Raw genomic sequence first — 14,670 nt, 5'->3', positions numbered from 1 at the left:
ACCCAACAAAGGACGGTGTATTGGCTTATGTTTGAAAGCATTTTATTTCCACCACAGGCAACGCGTCCTGAGCCTATGGTTCAGCCGCCTGCCTATTTTCGTGACTTGGGGCTGGATCAGATTGTCGAAACAGTGACACGCAGTTGTGATGATCCCCAATTGTTCTTCACACCCATCAGAGATCGGGCAACGATTCTCTACCGCCAGGCAATCATGGGCGACCTTGAAGATATGACGCTGCGACGCAGGTTTGCCAAACTTAGCAGTCAGCTTCGCACACTGCGGCGGCAGCTTATTGCGCGGGGACAAGTGAAACTGGAATATGTGGAATGCAGCAGTCTATTATCGGCGGCTGAACAATACCTGACAATTCTGCGGGAATTTACAGCAGGCTTTCCTTACGGAAAAATTCATTCCCAAGGCTTGACGGATTTTCTGCGCTATATCAGGCATTGCCTCAACAGTCCCCAAATTGTGCGCATGCATATGGACCTAACAGATTTGTCAAGAAAACTACAAGCAGTTGAATATACGATTTTACTGCACAATAATAAAATTCAGGTCGCCAAACCTGAGGAAGGGCAGAGTTTAGATAAATTGGTCGCTGAATTGTTTGACCGCTTTCAGCAGGAAAATCACGGCGGCGGAACATGTCAGGCTCCTGCCGGCGAGGCAGACCCACGGAATGAGAATGCTATTTTAACACTGCTTGCCGACCATTATCCGGAACTTTTTGCTCAACTGCGGATATTTCGTGCCGACTATGAGGATTTTGCGGACAGTAGAGTTATTCAGCTGGCCTCGGATATTCAATTTTACCTCAGCTATTTAGACTATACCGACCACATGAAAGATTTAGCCTGTTCCTTCTGCTATCCGGAGATTACAGAAACATGGGAAGGCTGTCAGGCGGACAACAGTTTTGACCTGGCTTTAGCCGCCCGTATCAGCGAGCAGCGAGAGTCGATAGTGACTAACGGTTTTGAGCTGCGTGGGACTGAGCGGATTTTAGTTATTTCCGGACCAAACCAAGGCGGCAAGACAACCTATGCCCGAATGTTGGGACAACTCCACTATTTGGCGTCGCTGGGTGTCCGTGTACCGGGAAGCAGTGCAGCCTTACGTCTGCCGGACCGGATTTTTACCCATTTCGTCGAGACCGGACGGCAGGGAGCAGATAATCTGCGGGAAGAATTATTGCGCCTGAAAGAGATTACTGAACACGCTACAGAACAGAGCCTCATTTTGATTAATGAAATTTTTGCCTCAGTATCCCATGAAGACGGCCTGTTTCTGGGCAACAGGATGATGGAGCGGTTTACCGAGATTGGTTGTATGGCTGTATGCGTTACCTTTTTTGAGGAACTAGCCGTATATAGTCCCCAGACAGTTAGTATGATGAGCGGTATTCTGCCTGGGCCCGGTGCGCAACGGAGCCATAGAATTACACGGCAAGCCCCGGACGGACAGGCTTATGCTCTGTCTCTTGCTGAAAAGAAAGAATTAACTTATGAACAAATTATCAGGAGGTTGACACAATGAAAGTGCATTTGCTGGCACGTGACGAGACATTTCCAAGCTCTCGGCCGCTTCCCTATAATGTGGCTGAACTTAAGACTGATCTTTGCTTGACCCCCCTAATTAACTTTATGGCAGATGGGGACGAAATAATTCGCACCAGCACCGGAATTGCCCTCTTGTCCCCACTGACAGAGCGTTGTGAAATCCTCTATCGACAGGCAGTTTTGTCTGACTGTTTGCAGAACAGTGAGAAAGTCAGGGAACTATATGCCTTGGTCCAGGAGGCACTGCTCAGCCAGGAACAGCCTCACTGGCAATTCAGCGTACTGCAATCAGTAACCGCTCAGTTTAACTGTGGTCTGCTGCGTTTAAAAAGTCTGCTGGAAATCCTGCGCAAGCTGCGGGCTTTCTCTGAGCAAAATGCCACACACTTTCAGTCTGAAGGGTTTCAAAGTTTTCTAAGCGATCAGCGGGAAAATCTGGACCATGAGTTTTTTCAGCAGTCCGATGATCTGGTTCAGCAGCTGCAGTTCAAGAACGGAATGCTGATCGGAGCCTGTCTGAGCAAGACAGGGCGCAGTTTTGGACATAACTTACTGCGCTATGAGCCTGCGTCAGGTACGCAATGGGACAGTGAACCGGATTATTATGTCAAGGAAAGCGATGTCAAAGGAATAGCCGATTTGTTGCACCGCCGTGAAATCGCCATGAGCGACAGCAACCGGATAATGGTGCGGGCAGTTTCTTACATTGAGGATTATCTCCGTTCCTTGCAGCGGGAGCTGGCATTTTATGTCGGCTGTCTGAACCTGCAGGAAAAGCTGACAGAGCGTGGTCTTCCTACCTGTATTCCAACTATCTCGCCAACCAAACAATGGGTGAGCACCAATCTCTTGGAACTGAATGTCGGGTTGTCCGGGGAAAAACCTGTGGGCAATAATCTTTCCTTGAGCCAGGACTGCTGTGTCATCACCGGAGCAGATCTGGGAGGTAAAACAACCTTCCTCAAGTCAATCGGACAAAGCCAGCTAATGCTGCAATGCGGGATGTTTGTGGCGGCGCTGCAACATCAGGCGCCGATTGTACACGGTGTCCATACACACTTCCAGCGTGAAGAGGATCGCGAACTGATCTATGGCAAATTCGAAGAAGAATTAAGCAGAATGAGCGGTATCATCGACCATTTGCATAGAGAAGCATTGGTTCTTTTTGATGAAAGCTTCTGCTCCACGAACGAGCGGGAAGGATCTGAGATCGCCTGGCAGGTCGCCAAGGCCTTGCTTGCACAGGACATCTCGGTTTTTACAGTGACTCATCTTTATCCTTTTGCCCAGCGGCTCTATGATCAAGAGGCCGCAGATACGGCATTTCTCTGCGCGGAGCGGCTTGCTGACGGTACTCGTACGAAACGAATCGTGGTCGGACCTCCGCAGCGAACCTCATTCAGCCAGGATCTATATCAGGAAGTGTTTGCTTGAACCCCATTTTTGTTTTTTCATACAGGACATTTTAAGGGGCCGTGAGAAACTAAAGTTTCACACGGCCCCCAAATCTAACCATAATTATTTTATATTATTGTTAGTTTTTCCGGCACGGAACTGAGTAACATCATCAGTTTTATTTTCTTCCTTATATAAAGCTGGAATTGCCGCATAGACAGCCGCGCAGCGAACAAGGTCTTCTTTCCAGGTGACTTCGTTGGGGGCATGAGCCTGTGATTCAGCACCAGGTCCAAAGCCTACACACGGTATGCCATAACGTCCTTGAATGGCTACGCCGTTGGTTGAGAACGTCCATTTGTCGATAAGCGGACGATGGCGCAGATGCATTGCACCTTCATTTCCCAGGCGTTTTTCGCCGTAAAGTGCCTTATGAGCATCAGCAACAGCTTGAACATGGGCGGAATTTTCCTTGTTGATCCAGGTTGGGAAGTAGCACTCGGTTTCATATTTTAAACCTGTCCAAGCCGGACGGTCATACATATACATTGAAACCTTGACATCCTTGGCGTATTTCTTTACGGCCGGAAGGTCTTCGATTTCTTTTAAGCAGGAATCCCAAGTTTCGCCTGCGGTCATACGTCTGTCCAGGGATACTGAACAGGAATCCGCCACGGCACAACGTGAAGGCGAGGTATAGAAAATTTCGGAAGTCGTAATTGTTCCTCTGCCCAGGAAATTTGCATCTTCATAGTGGTCGGGATTGTGTTTGGGATCAAGCATTTTAACAAGGCCCTTGATTTCAGTACCTTGTTCGGCATCGTTTTCATTTAGGGCACGAATATCCTGAAGAATATCAGCCATCTTGTAGACAGCGTTATCTCCTCTTTCCGGAGCTGAACCATGGCAGGAAATACCTTTGACATCAACACGGATTTCCATACGTCCGCGGTGGCCGCGGTATATACCGCCGTCAGTAGGCTCAGTCGAAACAACGAATTCAGGTGTTATGCCGTCTTCATTGTGGATATACTGCCAGCAAAGGCCATCGCAGTCTTCTTCCTGAACTGTCGCTGTGACCAGGATTTTGTAGCCCTCTGGGATAATCTTAAGATCCTTCATTATCTTGGCGCCATATACGGCGGAAACAATTCCGCCCTCTTGGTCTGAACCTCCACGGCCGTAAATAACTTCATCAGTTTCATAGCCTTTATAGGGATCGTGCTCCCAGTTGTTTATGTTACCAATGCCTACAGTATCAATATGGCCGTCAAAGGCAATTATTTTGTCGCCTGTTCCCATCCAGCCTAAGGCGTTTCCTTCCGGGTCTATCTCAGCTTTATCAAAACCTAACTTTTCCATTTCGGCGATAGTTCTTCTGATAACGCCTTCTTCCTCGCAAGATTCGGAAGGAATGGCAATAAGGTCACGAAGGAATTTGCTCATATCCGCCTTATATCCCTCGGCGGCAACTTTGATTTGTTCAAAATTAATATTCATGAAGCACCTCCAAAAAATTATATATTTAGTGAATATTTTTTATCTGATTTCATAATAGCATATTAATGCAGGAAGTCAAACAATTATTTTTATTACCTAAAAATTTTTTTGATGGTGGCCATCTCTAAATAATTCCTACTATACAAACATGCCCCCCCTGCACTCAATGGCGGTAATATAGAATAACGTTTATCCCAGGTTTTAGGAGATTCCTGGAAATATTTTTAATTGGAATATTTTCAATTGGAACATTTTTAATATGGTCTTAAACCAGTTAATTTATACTCTTAAAGCTTAACTGCATAACAGATAGTAAGGTCAAGCATCGTATCTTGTTTGCACGTCGTAAAAATAAAGCTGAGGAAATCTTCCCGGTAAAGAAAACTTGGCTGGCGCAGGCGGAGGCCTTAGTTGCACCATCAAGGAAGGAAAAGAAGTCGCTGGGGCCGGACAGCTTCTCCTTTCGGATCTTCTGATGTTTGAGGATGTTTTCAGGATAGTAACATTAAATGGTGCTGCCAGGCAGCACCATAAAGAAGGATAAACTATCTATAGTTACAGATTATGCAAGCCTCATTTGGACTTCCGTAATATAATTGTCGCTGTTGGTTTCCACAAACTGATCGATAATATTGAAATTCACAATGCGGTTGCTGAAGTTCAAATCCCTTCTTGAAGCATGCATCCTGGCAAATGTTTGGCTGATATTCTCATAAGGTCCGACATGATATCCTACCAGATAAGTGCCTGAAGGCAGAATTTCAGTCTCTTCCGGTTTTAGCATATCTTCTTCCGTGCTTATCCCGTCTGCCGTAACATCGACAAAGGCGCCGAAATATTTCAGTTCATCTTCATAAAAAGCAATCGTCGGATAAAAGTAGAAGGATTCGCGGTTGTAGAGGTTTTCCTCAGGACCGATAGGAATATAGAGGCGTTCCGGAAACCACTTAACTTCCAGGCTGTCCGTATGAAGATTCACCATTTTCCGTTCGATAAACGAGATTTTTCTTTGAATTGCGTTGTCGGTCAGTATCAGGGCATGCCATTCCTGTCGAAGACTGCGTGACCGCTCTTTCAGAATATCCAAGGTATTGCTTATATTCCTGGTGCAGAGATATTCCTTGATCTGCTCCAAAGAATATCCTACCTTTTTCAGATACTGTATGGCGGCCAGCTGGTAGATTTGATCGAACTTGTATTTTCGGTAACCTGTTTGCTCATCCCTCAGAGCCGGTTTAAAGAGATTGATGGCGTCATAATAGTGAAGGGCCTGAACGCTAAGTCCGAAAAGCTTTCCCACCTCGCATACGGTCATAAATTCTTTCATGGCTGCCTCCAAACAAAGCCTGACAAACTAAAGCTGTCTTAATTCATAAAAAGGACTATCCCGGTTCTCTTCTTATATTAACCTATCTTGAGCCTTTGATATAGGGTTTGCCCAGTGATTCGGGCTCGCTGTTCTTGCCGATTGCCAACAGCATGGCAATAAGCGTAACTACATAGGGCAGCAAGGCCAGCAGATAGGGCGAAATAGAGACACCGCTGGTCTGCAGGCGAATCTGCAAAGCGTTGGCCGCGCCGAACAGCAAGGCCGCACCGAACATCCCGAAAGGCGTATATCGTCCCAGGATCACTGTCGCCAGGGCAATATAACCGCGTCCCGATATCATGTTCTCCGTAAATACGCCGAGCTGAGAAAGAACCAGATAGGCTCCGCCGACCCCGCCCAAAATACCGTTGCAGAGCATTGAAATCCACTGGTATTTGTGAACCGGAATACCGGCTGACTCCGCGGCGTGGGGATTTTCGCCAACTGCCGCAAAGGAGAGGCCCAAATTGGTTTTTTTATAAAAAATCATGGTCAGAAGCAGAAGCAAATACACGCTGTAGGTAAGAACATCGCGATTGAAAAAGGCCTCCCCCAGCAGAGGAATCTGGGAAAGCAGCGGAATCTTTATCGTCGGGAAGGTTTTCAACTGCTGGTAGCTCTGGCCCTGCGACATCAGCTTGAAGAGAAAGCTGGTTACACCAAGCATCAGCATATTCAGGGCCAGCCCACTGACCGACTGATCTTTAGCCAGTTTGATGCACAGCAGGGCATGAAGCGCACTGACCATCACTCCTCCCAGCATCCCGAAAAGCAAGCCAAGGAGCAGGCTTCCGGTATACCATGCGCCCGCGAAGGAAAAGAATGCTCCGCTGAGCATTACGCCTTCGATGCCGATGTTAAGGATGCCGGATTTTTCAGATATCGTTTCTCCAAGTCCGCCGTAAATCAAAGGTACCGCGAGACGGACGGTTGCGGAGAGAAATGCGCTCAGGAAACCTAAAGTAAAAATCTGCTCTAACATTTCATGTCCCTCCTATACTATCTCGTTTCGGCTGGAATCTCTCTTCTTCATAAAGTGAAAAAGCTCCTTGCCCAGAATCAGCACAACAACCACGCCAATGAGGATATTGACGATAGCGGAGGGAACGCCCATCTGCCGTTGCATTGAATTGGCGCCGATCTGCAGGGCCGCGTAAAGAATTGCTACGGCCAAAACGCCGATTGGACTGTTGGCTGCGATCAGCGCTATCAGTACGGCAGTATAGCCGCAGTTTGAAGAGATCCCTTCCAACAGTTTTTTCTGAACGGCCAGCACCTCGATAACGCCGGCAAGAGCCGCCAGGCCGCCGCTGAGGAAAGCGGAAAGGATAATGTTCTTTAGCACGGAAATGCCGTTACAGGCCGCCGCGCGCTTGTTCAGGCCAACCGCTTTCAATTCATATCCCAGCGCTGTTTTTTTCATCAGGTACCAGACAAGTACGCTGCAGGCAATCGCTATGAGGATACCGGCATGGAAGCCGGTCGAGGGAATAATCGTCGGCAGCAGCGCGTTGGAGCTGATCTTGGCAGACTGCGGGACATTGCCCGCGGGGTCCATTAAAAATGATCTGACAGCATAGCCCAGAAAATTACTGGCGATGTAGTTCAGCATAATAGTGACTATAATTTCAGAAATATTGTACTTTGCTTTGAGAATCGCCGCAATCAGTGCCCACAAGCCGCCGCAGATAAAACCGGCGATCAGTGAAAGGATAATGCTGATCATTCCCGGAACCCCTTGCAGATTCAGGGAAACAATGGTTGCAGCCAGAGCGCCTACATAGAACTGTCCCTCGGCTCCGATGTTGAAAAATCCGGTCTGAAAGGCTACGGCGCAGCCCAATCCGGTCAGAATCAAGGGGCAAGCCTTGACAAATATCTCGGCAAAGCCGAAAAAATTCCCAAAAACTCCGCGCAAAAACAGTCTGTAGGCATCAACAGGATTCGCTCCGCAGGCAAGAATAAGTACAGTGCCTATGACAACGGTAAGCACGAAAATCAGAAGGATATCGATTATCGCCTGGATACGGTCTGTCTTGCTTGTCACTGGACATTCTCCTTTTCCATCATGCCCCCCATCAGCAGGCCGATCTTATCGATCGTTGCCTCGCTGCGGTTCACAATGCCGGCAATTTTTCCTCCAAATAAAACCGCTATGCGGTCGCTGAGCGCCATAATTTCTTCCAGATCCGCAGAAATCAGGATAACACCCTTGCCACAGTTGCGCTCTTTGACCAGCATTGCGCGGACAAACTCTGTTGCGCCGATGTCCAGACCCCGGGTCGGCTGGCTTGCTACTATCAGTTTTACTTTTTCAGACAGTTCCCGCGCTATGATGAGTTTCTGCTGATTACCGCCGGACATCAGCTTGACTGTCGTATTGACGCCGGAAGTGCCGGAGGCTTTGACCTGGTACTCTTCCATCTTCCGCTTCGCTTGACGAAACATCTCCTTGTGGTTCAAAACATTGCAGCGGGAGTACGGTTCATGGCAGTAAGCGCGCAGCATCAGGTTTTCGGTAATGCTCATATTCATGATCAGGCTGTCGTTTTGCCGGTCCTCCGAGATATAAGCTATGCCGGATTCGTAACGCTTCTTAACGGAAGTTTCTCCGATACTCTCTCCGTCCAAAATGATCTTACCTGCACTCGGCTTCTGAATACCGGTGATAACCTCGGCCAATTCTTTCTGTCCATTGCCCTCGACACCTGCAATACCGAGAATTTCCCCTTTATGTACCTGCAGACTGAGATCATAGAGCGGATGGCCCTTGTGTTTCCTGGGCAAGGACACCTGTTCTATAATGAGCAGGTTATCTTTTGTTACCGGCGTGCTGACATCATAGTGCTCGTTCAGTTCCCGCCCGATCATATAGCGCGACAATTCTGTGGGGTTGGTTTCCGCGGTAAGAAGATCCGCAACCTGTCTGCCGTCACGGAGTATGGTAACCTTATCGCTTATCGCCATAATCTCGCTCATCCTATGAGTGATGATGATAATCGCGTAGCCTTCCTTTTGCAAACTGCGCAGGACAGCGAAGAACTGTGCCGTTTCCTGAGGAGTCAGGACGCCTGTCGGCTCATCCAGAATCAGCAGTTCCACATTCCGGTACAGCGCCTTCAGAATCTCGACGCGCTGCTGCTCGCCTACAGACAGATGACCTACTTGGGCCTGTGGGGCGACTGACAGGCCATATTTTTCCGCCAGATCGGATATCCGTTTCTCAACGGCTTTGCGGTCCAGGATAAAGCCGTTTTCCTTCATACCCAAAATCATATTGTCCAGAACCGTCATTTTGGGTACGAGAGAAAAATGCTGCTGCACCATACCGATGCCGGCGGCAATCGCTTCCTTGGGCGATGTGAAGTTTGTCCGCTCGCCTTTCCAGAGGATTTCCCCGCTGTCGGCCTTATAGATACCAAACAGTATGTTAACCAGAGTTGTCTTACCGGCACCGTTTTCACCGAGTAAAGCGTGGATCTCACCCTTCTCCACGGAAAGACTGATATTTTGGTTGGCATACACGCCGGCAAAGGCTTTACATATGTTTTTCAATTCAAGGATAGCCATAAGCGTTCTCCTCTTCACTAAGCTTTCCTATAAACTTTCGCATTCAAGCGGGAAATCCAGAGCAAAGTACACTATTTCTGAAATTATAGTGATCATCATACTGAACTACATTGCCAGCAATTTTCCGGGCTATGCTCAGCCCCCTTTGGAACGATGGCCTGAGGAATTATAGGATTTCCAAAAGATAGTATCCTTCGATACTATCTTTTGGACGTGGACGGCGGTTATTTGCGGACAGTGTAATCGCGCTGAACAACCAGAGTGCCGGATTTAATGTTATCGATTGCTTTCTGTGCTGTTGACTTAACATTATCAGGCAGATTATTGGAGAGAAGCACTTCAACGGCTCCGTCTTTCATGCCGAGGTTATAAACGTCTCCCTTGAATGTGCCGTTCACGACCGTTTTTAAGGCAGTATCAATAACGACATCAACATTGTACAAAGCGGAGTCCAGGATATTCTTCGGAGCCAGCGGGCTTTGATCATAAGAGTCGCCCTGGCACCAGATATTCGCCTTGACCGCAGCCGTTATGGCACCGTTTCCGCAAGCGTTGGCGCAGTGTTTGAGGACATCGACACCGTCCTGGATCATGGAGTTCGCCGCTTCCTGGGCTAACTGGGTATCCGTATAGGAATTCGTCCAGGAAGTCTCAACCTTTATATTGGGGTTGACAGACTTTGCTCCGTCTTCATAGCCGTTGATGATCTTGACCAGTGAGTCTCCCTGAATCGGGCCTATGGCGCCGATCTTATTGGATTTAGTCATGCCGGCGGCAATGATGCCTTCCACATAGGCTGTCTGCTCACAGGCCATGACATAAGAGGCGACATTGTCGGCTTTGGCATTGGACTCAGTGCAGATGAATTTTACATTGGGATAATTCTTGGCGACTTCCAGCGCAGGATCGCCAAATTCAAAGCCGTGGCCTATGATAACATTATAGCCGGAGGAGGCATAGTCGTTAAAAGCGGCTTTAATATCGGCGGTTCCCAGGTTCTCGGTATAGGACAAAGTGTAGCCGTACTTTTGGCAGGCCTTCTTGGCGCCCTCATAGGCGCTTTGATTCCAGCCTTGATCGTTTACTGCTCCGGAAAGGCAGAGGGCAACTTTCAGCTTGGCGGAGGAGGGGGCTGTCTTATTCCCGTCTGCGGAAGCTGACGCGCCCGTGCCGGACGTCGCAGCTGAACCACAGCCCGCTAACAAGAATAGCACCAGAGCTAAACAGGAGAACAATGCAACTAACTTTTTCATTGAATACACTCCTTTTAAGTATAATTTTACCGGACAGAAGCGAGAATCAGTCAATGCCATTTGTTCAATCGAGATTATGGAATGCCTCACATGGTTCTCTTAACACGCGGGTGCAGACCTCCTCGCCCTCGCGGGCCAGTTTGCGCTCATCAACATTCTGCAGGATGCCGTCCTGAAAAACCACCTTGCCGTTTATCATTGTCAGATCAACATAGCCGGTTACTCCTGTGCGTGTTAACAGATTCTTGGGATCGTGCAGTGTACCCGTCAGTTCAAGTTTCCCGGCGTCGATCATAAACAGGTCGGCGCCCTTTTCCGGCTCCAGTGAGCCGAGATCATTTCTGCCAAGAGTCTGCGCACCGTTGGCCGTTGCGATCTTCAGCATCTCATAGGGGGTGATGCATCCGCCGCGCTCCTTGCTGTAAAAAGCCTGCATCATCCAGGCCATACGCATAGAATCCAAGAGATTGGAACTGTCGTTTGTCGCTGAACCATCACAGCCGAGCGATACAAGCAAGCCGTTGCGCTGCAGTTCTTTCATATTTAAAATAGGCATGCCCGCCAATATTGCCGGCGCGGGACAGTGGGAGATTCCGGTTCCGGCCTTGCCAAGCGTAACATACTCTTCCGGCAGCAGTTCCCAGGCGTGAGCAATCCAGACATCATCCCCGATAAAGCCTAGATCGGAGCACCAGTCCAAGGTACGCTTACCCCAGCGGTCAACCATGATTTGATTTTCCCCTTCACCGAGATGCGTGTGCATACGCACACCTTTTTCACGGGCAAATTTAACCGTTTCGCTAAATGTCTCTTTATAACAATTAATAGGCTGACAAGGCGCCATCACAATCCGGGCCATCGCATACGGTGTCGGATCGTGATAAAGCTTAATAAGCCGGTCGCAGTCCTCAAGATATTCATCGGTTGTTTCCAGCATATTATCCGGTATCGTGCTCCCCTCCGAGAGCGGCAGCGTATTAGTGCCCCGGCCCGCGTGATAGCGGATACCCAGCAGTTTGGCAGCTTCCATCTGACGGTCCACCGCTGCTTTGCCCGTAGCCTTGGTAAAACAGTACTGAAGATCAAAGGCGCAGGTGCAGCCATGTTTGATGAGATCTCCCAGCGCGGTCAGTGAGGAATAATATATGACCTCGTCATTGATAACCTGAAAGATGCGATAGATTTTGTCCAGCCATTCAGGAACTGTCATGTTGGGATAGTCTATGGTCTTCAGATTGCGGACAAAGGTCTGAAAAAAATGGTGGTGTGTATTGACTAATCCAGGATATATGAACTTATCCGTGGCATCAATTACTTCATCATATTTGTCCGTCAGCTTTGCCCCGATTTTCACTATTTTCGGGCCATTAACCAGCATATCCGCGCCATAATAGACATGATCTTGGGCGTCACAGGTCACAATTGCTTTGGCATTGCGAATGAGAATTGTTCTTTCCATAGCACCATTCCTCTTCAGTAATTCAAGTTAATTATTTTTATTGATTTGAGTATAATCTATATAGTTACTATATAGTCAATAGCTTTCCTGGTTATTGTGTATAGTAAAAATAGCCGGCCGGGGTGAATATATCTCACCCCAGCCGGCTTAAATCATAGTCTTTATTCAGTCACACTATCTGGTTTAGAATTGAGAACAAACTTACAGGACGATTAATTCATAATCCCGGCTGCCCATCCCGATTTCTTCGCCATGACGCATTTGGATAGTGCCGTCTATATAGGAGCGCAGACCCTGGAACTTATCCGCACCGGATTCATGATTGCAAGAAAGGTGCGAGTCTGTAAATCCCAGCTGCTTATTAACCAGATCATAGCTGGCCTGGTCAAGAGCTACAGGATCAGTGGAGGCTAAAAAACCAATATCGGGAACAATAGGCGCATCACTCCAGGTTGCGCAATCACAATCAGGCGTGATATTTATGAGAAAGTTTATATAACCGATGCGTTTTTCATGTGCTTTAGCAAAACCATATCCATATTCAGCCATCCGTTCAAGAAAAGCTTCCAAGTCTGTCTGCCAGTCGATCCCGTTGGCCTTGACCGGGCAAACGGTTAGACACTCGCCACAACCGATACATTTATCCAAGTCAACTTGGGCTTTCTCATTCACAGTCATGGCCTGTTCGGGACAAACTTCGCTGCATTCACCACAGCCAATACATTTATCTTGATCGACTATAATCTTAGTACCATGCTGCTCTTTTTTGCCAACTGCCGGTGCACCACCCATGGCAAGATTTTTTATGGCCCCGCCATAGCCCCCCATCTCATGCCCCTTAAAGTGAGTTAATACAATGACGCTGTCAGCATTAACAATATCTTTAGCCAGCTTTACTTTCTTAAAATGTTTTTTATTAATCTCTATTTCAGTAATGTTGTCACTGCGCAATCCGTCAGCGATGATAAGCGGAGCACCTGTAACCGTATAATCAAAACCGTGCTCTAAGGCAGTCAGTAAATGATCAACCGAATTATGCCGGCTTCCGCCGTAGAGCGTATTAGTATCGGTTAGAAAAGGTTTAGCGCCCTTTTCCTTAACTTTATCCACCACTTGGCGCACAAAAAGAGGACTAATAAAGCCATCACTGCCGCGTTCACCGAAATGCAATTTAATCGCTGTAAGGTCACCTTTTTGAATCAGCTCATTAAAACCCGCACGCTCAAATAAGGTTCTGATTTTGCTGATTTTATTGCTCTTGTCTGATCTCGCCCGCAGATTTACAAAATATACTTTGCTGGACACTCTCTTTTCCCCTCTCACATGTTAAACGTTGAATCATTACTCATGGTACCCGCGCTATTCCTCCGCAGAAAAACCAGTGGAAGCTGCCAGTTCAAGCATAAATTGGCCGCAAAGCAGATCAGAATTTCTGTCTTTTCCCGGACTGGCGGGAAAACACCAACTTTTTTGAGCATAACCCTATTCTTCCGATCTTTTAGCTCTTTTTCTTTTTTAACCACCGATTGTTCATAACTCTCAATTTTATAATTCAAGCCGATGCGTTCCTAATAGCGAAGTGTATCCTGAGTAAGATCGTATTTTTCATTTATTTCCGCAATGGTCATATATGATTACCTCTTCGCTTTACAAGCATATCACCTAGAGTTAACTCTAGGTCAAGTAATTATTCTCAAAGTCTCTGTAAAGTCTCTTAAAGTCTCAAAGTCATTTTCAGCTTAATTCTATTTTTCCTTTTTGGCGGAAAACTGGTGTGTGACATCAAACATAGCTGATACATCTTTTAAATGTTCTGTTATCTTCAAATGCTGAGGACAGGCTTTTTCACATTCCTTACATTCGATACAATCACTCGCCTTGCCATGATTATTGGCCGCAAGGTTTATATAGTAGACAAACTGACTTGAAAAATTAGTCGTTGTTGCGCGTTTGGCACTGTTATATAAAGCAAAATAATCCGCTATGGCAATCTGTTGCGGACAGCCCTTTTCGCAATATCGGCAGGTTGTACAGGGAATTGCCGTACTTTCATTGATAATTTCGGTTACCTGCTTGATAATCCTCCCCTCTTCTTCCTGCAAAGGTTTGAAGTCCGCCATATAGGAAGTATTATCCAGCAGCTGTTCTATTGTGTTCATGCCGCTAAGAACCATGAAGACTCCTTCCTGACTGGCTGCAAAGCGGATTGCCCAGGATGGGGTGGATGCTTGCGGATTATATTCTTTCATTAACCTTTCCGCTTTTTCCGGTACTAGAGCAAGAGTACCTCCTTTACAGGGTTCCATAACTATAATCGGTTTGTGATGTTTTCTGGCCACCTCATAGCACCTTCCCGACTGAATGCTTGAGTTTTCCCAGTCAATATAATTTATCTGCAGCTGCACAAAATCTAATTCTGGGTGAGCCGTTAAAATTTCGTCCAGTAATTCCGGTGTATCATGGAAAGACATACCAAAGTTCTTGATCTTACCCTCTTTCTTTTTAGTGATTCCAAAACTAAAGCTGTCGAGTTCACATGCCTTCTTATATGTAATAACG

At 47.2% G+C, this 14,670-nt stretch carries 12 protein-coding genes; 2 read left to right on the top strand and 10 right to left on the bottom strand.

Going from position 1 to position 14,670, the window contains the following annotated elements:
* Positions 1-27: 27 nt before the first annotated feature.
* Both REC12_RS01130 and REC12_RS01125 read left to right on the top strand, forming a co-directional pair.
* Positions 28-1,542, top strand: coding sequence for a MutS-related protein (locus tag REC12_RS01130; protein ID WP_308891766.1), 1,515 nt, complete (start codon positions 28-30; stop codon positions 1,540-1,542).
* A complete protein-coding gene (locus tag REC12_RS01125) occupies positions 1,539-2,999 on the top strand; it encodes a MutS-related protein (protein ID WP_308891764.1) in 1,461 nt (486 codons plus the stop codon). Before REC12_RS01130 ends, REC12_RS01125 begins: the two co-directional genes overlap by 4 nt.
* 84 nt (positions 3,000-3,083) lie before the next feature.
* On the opposite strand, the gene REC12_RS01120 is transcribed toward REC12_RS01125, so the two are convergent.
* The 10 genes from REC12_RS01120 to REC12_RS01075 form a co-directional block, all read right to left on the bottom strand.
* Positions 3,084-4,454, bottom strand: a complete 1,371-nt coding sequence (locus tag REC12_RS01120) for a YgeY family selenium metabolism-linked hydrolase (protein WP_308891788.1) — start codon at positions 4,452-4,454, stop codon at positions 3,084-3,086.
* A gap of 568 nt (positions 4,455-5,022) precedes the next feature.
* The gene (locus tag REC12_RS01115) at positions 5,023-5,787 is read right to left on the bottom strand and encodes a MerR family transcriptional regulator (RefSeq protein ID WP_308891762.1); all 765 of its coding nucleotides are present in this window, start codon (positions 5,785-5,787) and stop codon (positions 5,023-5,025) included.
* Positions 5,788-5,869: 82 nt separating this feature from the next.
* A complete protein-coding gene (locus REC12_RS01110) occupies positions 5,870-6,811 on the bottom strand; it encodes an ABC transporter permease (protein WP_308891760.1) in 942 nt (313 codons plus the stop codon).
* Between the two features lie 12 nt (positions 6,812-6,823).
* Positions 6,824-7,876 (bottom strand): ABC transporter permease, encoded by a 1,053-nt coding sequence (locus tag REC12_RS01105; RefSeq protein WP_308891759.1) that lies wholly within the window; start codon positions 7,874-7,876, stop codon positions 6,824-6,826.
* Positions 7,873-9,399 (bottom strand): ABC transporter ATP-binding protein, encoded by a 1,527-nt coding sequence (locus REC12_RS01100; protein WP_308891758.1) that lies wholly within the window; start codon positions 9,397-9,399, stop codon positions 7,873-7,875. The genes REC12_RS01105 and REC12_RS01100 overlap by 4 nt, the downstream gene beginning before the upstream one ends.
* A gap of 224 nt (positions 9,400-9,623) precedes the next feature.
* A complete protein-coding gene (locus REC12_RS01095; RefSeq protein ID WP_308891756.1) occupies positions 9,624-10,652 on the bottom strand; it encodes a BMP family protein in 1,029 nt (342 codons plus the stop codon).
* 64 nt (positions 10,653-10,716) lie between these two features.
* Positions 10,717-12,111 (bottom strand): amidohydrolase, encoded by a 1,395-nt coding sequence (locus REC12_RS01090; RefSeq protein ID WP_308891754.1) that lies wholly within the window; start codon positions 12,109-12,111, stop codon positions 10,717-10,719.
* Between the two features lie 201 nt (positions 12,112-12,312).
* Positions 12,313-13,416 (bottom strand): DUF362 domain-containing protein, encoded by a 1,104-nt coding sequence (locus REC12_RS01085; protein ID WP_308891753.1) that lies wholly within the window; start codon positions 13,414-13,416, stop codon positions 12,313-12,315.
* A 14-nt stretch (positions 13,417-13,430) separates the two neighbouring features.
* Positions 13,431-13,667 (bottom strand): hypothetical protein, encoded by a 237-nt coding sequence (locus REC12_RS01080; protein WP_308891752.1) that lies wholly within the window; start codon positions 13,665-13,667, stop codon positions 13,431-13,433.
* 189 nt (positions 13,668-13,856) lie between these two features.
* Positions 13,857-14,670, bottom strand: an 814-nt coding sequence (locus tag REC12_RS01075) for an aldo/keto reductase (RefSeq protein WP_308891750.1), incomplete at its 5' end; no start/stop codon positions are given.

The sequence above is a fragment of the Candidatus Desulfosporosinus nitrosoreducens genome (assembly GCF_030954495.1).
Lineage (GTDB): Bacteria > Bacillota > Desulfitobacteriia > Desulfitobacteriales > Desulfitobacteriaceae > Desulfosporosinus > Desulfosporosinus nitrosoreducens.
This window is presented reverse-complemented; position numbering and strand designations above follow the sequence as displayed.

Excerpts from the sequence above, each read along its gene's own strand:
- REC12_RS01130 (WP_308891766.1), top strand. The coding sequence starts at position 28 with ATGTTTGAAAGCATTTTATTTCCACCACAGGCAACGCGTCCTGAGCCT.
- REC12_RS01125 (WP_308891764.1), top strand. The coding sequence starts at position 1,539 with ATGAAAGTGCATTTGCTGGCACGTGACGAGACATTTCCAAGCTCTCGG.
- REC12_RS01115 (WP_308891762.1), bottom strand. The coding sequence starts at position 5,787 with ATGAAAGAATTTATGACCGTATGCGAGGTGGGAAAGCTTTTCGGACTT.
- REC12_RS01110 (WP_308891760.1), bottom strand. The coding sequence starts at position 6,811 with ATGTTAGAGCAGATTTTTACTTTAGGTTTCCTGAGCGCATTTCTCTCC.
- REC12_RS01100 (WP_308891758.1), bottom strand. The coding sequence starts at position 9,399 with ATGGCTATCCTTGAATTGAAAAACATATGTAAAGCCTTTGCCGGCGTG.
- REC12_RS01095 (WP_308891756.1), bottom strand. The coding sequence starts at position 10,652 with ATGAAAAAGTTAGTTGCATTGTTCTCCTGTTTAGCTCTGGTGCTATTC.
- REC12_RS01090 (WP_308891754.1), bottom strand. The coding sequence starts at position 12,111 with ATGGAAAGAACAATTCTCATTCGCAATGCCAAAGCAATTGTGACCTGT.